Source organism: Stenotrophomonas sp. Sm2128 (assembly GCF_030985535.1).
Taxonomy (GTDB): Bacteria; Pseudomonadota; Gammaproteobacteria; order Xanthomonadales; family Xanthomonadaceae; genus Stenotrophomonas; species Stenotrophomonas maltophilia.
Map to the genome: position 1 here is coordinate 1 of NZ_JAPTFQ010000142.1, position 4,022 is coordinate 4,022.

General features: G+C 66.7%; 2 protein-coding genes. One reads left to right on the plus strand and one right to left on the minus strand.

Annotated features, from left to right (window positions below):
- Positions 1–81 precede the first annotated feature (81 nt).
- Positions 82–2,208: a TonB-dependent receptor gene (locus O0K41_RS22035; RefSeq protein WP_099604858.1), complete on the minus strand. Its 2,127-nt coding sequence runs from the start codon at positions 2,206–2,208 to the stop codon at positions 82–84.
- Positions 2,209–2,429: 221 nt separating this feature from the next.
- Here O0K41_RS22035 and O0K41_RS22040 point away from each other — a divergent pair, with 221 nt between their 5' ends.
- Positions 2,430–3,821, plus strand: a complete 1,392-nt coding sequence (locus tag O0K41_RS22040; RefSeq protein WP_005408220.1) for a 3-deoxy-7-phosphoheptulonate synthase class II — start codon at positions 2,430–2,432, stop codon at positions 3,819–3,821.
- Positions 3,822–4,022: the final 201 nt, after the last annotated feature.

The window sequence follows — 4,022 nt, forward strand, 5'->3', positions numbered from 1 at the left end:
CCCCCCCCCCCCCCCCCCCCCCCCCCCCCCCCCCCCCCCCCCCCCCCCCCCCCCCCCCCCCCCCCCCCCCCCCCCACTACCTCAGAAGTCCTGCTGCAGGCTCAGGTAAGCACCTCGGCGCGGTCCCCACTGCGGGGCGAAGACGCCGACACCGCCACCGTCGCGCAGCTGGTAGCTGCGATCCAGTGCGTTGATCACGGCCAGTTGGACGTGCAATGGATGGCCGCTATCGGCATTGAAGTCGTGCCCGGCGCTGAGGTTCACCTGCAGGTACGACGGCAGCTCGCCGCCGTTGGGTACGCCTTCGATGTCCGAACGCAGGCCGCTGCCGAACACGTAGTTGGCACCGATCCGGTTGTGTCCGGCGAAGGCGTAGCTGAGACCACCCGATGATGTCAGCTTCTGGTCGTGGTCGAGGTGGATCCAGTGGTTGGCCACATAGGCCAGCGCTTCCGGATCGAGGTTGTACTGGCTGGTGATGACGTCGGTACCAATGGCCTTGTTCAGCGCGGCGTTGAAGTAGGCGCTGAAAGGACCGTTGCTGTAGTCGGCGCTGAACTCCAGGCCGCGGATGTGACCACGGCGGTAGTTGAAGGTCGAATAGATGTAGGCAGCGCCGAACTGGCCTTCGTCCTGCAGGCGTGCGACGCGTCGGTCATACGCGTCCAGGCCCAGGGTCAGGTGCTCGCCCAGTTGCTGCGAGACGCCGATGTCGTAGTAGTCGCTGCGCTCGGCCAGCGGCGTGTTGTTGCCGCCGCTGGGCTGCTGGTTGGTGGTGCCGTCGTACAGCGCGATGTCGCTGCTGGCAATCAACTCGCTGGCCGGTGGCGTGAAGTAGCGCGAATAGCCGGCGTGCACGGTGGTGCTGTCGCTGGCATTCCAGACCACGCCCACGCGCGGGCTGAGCTGGCCTTCGGTGCGGCCGAAGGCCTTGTAGCGGTCGCCACGCAGGCCGTAGTTCACGGTCCAGTCGTCGCCGATCTTCCACTCGTCCTGTACGTACAGTGCCAGCGTACTGGCGTGGAACGCGCTGCGGTCGGGGATCAACAGCGGTGTCGTGCCGGACTGCTGGCCGCCGTCATCAACCGGGAACACCCAGCTGTTGCTGCTGGCCCGCGCGTTCTCGTAATTGCCGTACAGGCCATAGCGCAGCGTGTGGTCGTTGCCCAACGGCGTTGAGAAGTCGGCCTGCAGGGTGTTGGCGCGGTTGCTGCGCTGGACCTGCGAGGCGACGCCGCTGAACACCAGGTCGCCCACCACGTCCGGGTTGAACGCCACGTCGCTGTAGCGCTGTCCGGCCGATAGCTGGTACGCGGTGCTGCCCAGCGTGCCCTGCAGCACCAGCATGCCGAAGCGGGTGGTCTCGCGCTGGGTCTCATCCAGCTGGCTGGAGTCGAAGGTGGTGGTGTCCAGATATCCGAACTGTGGCGTCTGGCCCGGGTTGACCGGGATCTGGAAGCGGTTGTTGGCGAAACCGGCGAACACACTCAGGCGGGTGTTGTCGTTGACCAGGTAGGTGAGGTCGGCGAAGGCCTTTCCCTGGTGAGTATCGTCGTGCAGCGGCTTGCGCGAGTTGGTGGGGTTCTCCAGGCCGACCTCATGCTGGTCGTAGTTGCCGGTCAGGAACCAGCTCCAGCGCCCCTGGTTGCCCCACCAGGAGGCGTTCGGATTGATCTTGCCGAACGAGCCGGTGGTCAGCCCCGCGCTGCCGCCATTGCCCAGCTCGGCACCGTTGCGGGTGGTGATGTCGACCACCGCTGCGGTGCGCTCGCCGAACTGCGCCGGCAGTGCGCCGTCCATCAGGCGGATGCTCTTGATGGTGCGCGCGTCCAGGGTCTGGCCGAAGCCGGAGATCGATTCGGGCAGCAGCACGCCGTTGATGCGGTACTGCAGGTTGGCGTGGTCGCCACGCACATGCACGCCGCCATAGGAGTCCTGGACCACGCCAGGGGCCTGCAGCAGTACCTGGCTGAGTGGCGCGGAGGCACCCAGCGGCTGCTTCTGGATGTCCTCGGCGGTGATCTGGTACTGGCTGCTGCCGATGTCCGGCGACAGCGTGTTGCGGGCCTGGTCGAGCTGGGCGTGGACGGTGACCGCATCCAGATCCTTGACGGACGAAGCGGGGGCGTCGGCTGCCGAGGCGAAGGCGGGCAGGCTGGCCAGGGCCAGGGCGAAGGTGATGCCGGTAGCGAGGGGCGAGGGCTTCATGGTGGGAGAGGTGGCGGCTGGATGTGGAAGGGGCCGGTCCATGACATTGAAGTGTTACTCCGTAACAAATCATGCGCCTGTCCCGGGCGGCTGACCATGCAGGATCTGGCTGCTGGCGTCGGCCTTTCTCTGCCGTTCAGGCGAGCCGGTAGGCCGGACCGGCCCTTTGCGTCAGCGGCCGGCTCTGCGACCATGACCGCCCCCCATCCCGGAAGTCTGCAATGAGCCTGTCCGCCGTTCCGCCCGTGCCCGATCCCGCCGCGACCGCCGCCGGCGCTGCCTGGTCGCCGGAGAGCTGGCGGGGCAAGACCGCGCTGCAGATGCCGACCTATCCCGACCCGGTAGCCCTGGAGGCGGCCCTGCACGAGCTTAAGCGGCTGCCACCGCTGGTCACCTCATGGGAGATCCTGGCGCTGAAGCAGCAGCTGGCCGAGGCCCAGGAAGGCAAGCGCTTCCTGCTGCAGGGCGGCGACTGCGCCGAGAACTTCAGCGACTGCGAATCGGGCACCATCTCCAACCGGCTGAAGGTACTGTTGCAGATGAGCCTGGTGCTGGTGCACGGCCTGCGCCAGCCGGTGATCCGCGTCGGCCGCTTCGCCGGCCAGTACGCCAAGCCGCGTTCGGCCGATACCGAGACCCGCGACGGCGTGACCCTGCCGAGCTACCGCGGCGATGTGATCAACGCCCCCGCTTTCACTGAAGCAGCGCGTCTGCCGGATCCGAAGCGGATGCTGCAGGCCCACGCCCATTCGGCGATGACGATGAACTTCGTGCGTGCGCTGATCGACGGTGGTTTCGCCGACCTGCACCACCCCGAATACTGGAACCTGGAGTGGGTAAGCCACTCGCCGCTGGCGGCCGATTACCAGAAGATGGTGGCCTCGATCGGCGATGCGGTGCACTTCATGGAGACCCTGGCCGGGGCCCGCGTGCACAACCTCAACCGCATCGACTTCTACACCTCGCATGAAGCACTGCTGCTGCCCTACGAGCAGGCGCTGACCCGCCAGGTGCCGCGCCAGCAGGGCTGGTTGAACCTGAGCACGCATTACCCGTGGATCGGCATGCGCACGGCTGCGCTGGATGGCGCGCACGTGGAATACCTGCGTGGCGTGCGCAATCCGATTGCGATCAAGGTCGGCCCGTCGGTGACGCCGGACCAGCTGCTGCGCCTGATCGATGTGCTCAACCCGCACGACGAACCGGGTCGACTGAGCTTCATCCACCGCATGGGTGCGGCGCAGATCGCCGAGAAGCTGCCGCCGCTGCTGGATGCCGTCAAGCGTGATGGCCGCCGCGTGCTGTGGGTGTGCGATGCGATGCATGGCAACACCGAAAGCACTGCCAATGGCTTCAAGACGCGTCGCTTCGACAATGTGCGTGGCGAAGTGGAGATGTCGTTTGATCTGCATGCGGCCGCGGGCACGCGCCTGGGTGGCGTGCACCTGGAACTGACCGGCGAGGACGTGACCGAATGCACCGGTGGTGCGCGCGAACTGACCGAGCGTGACCTGGAGCGCGCGTATCGTTCGACGGTGGACCCACGGTTGAACTACGAGCAGTCGCTGGAGATTGCGATGGCGATCGTGCGCAAGCAGGAGCAAGTGCGGTAAGGGGTTTTCGGCAGGGCTTGCAGCCCTGCACCTGCTGCAATCAACGTCAACGGCAAAAGCCGAAGCAGCGGCAACAGCATGCATTCCGTGGGCTGGCGGTGTCGGAGTGCGGGGGCGCTGCAAGTACGTCCCTGTAAGCTTGGCAGCCGCATCCATGCGGCTGACACCCCGCACTCCGACACCGCCCCACCTCTGACAGAT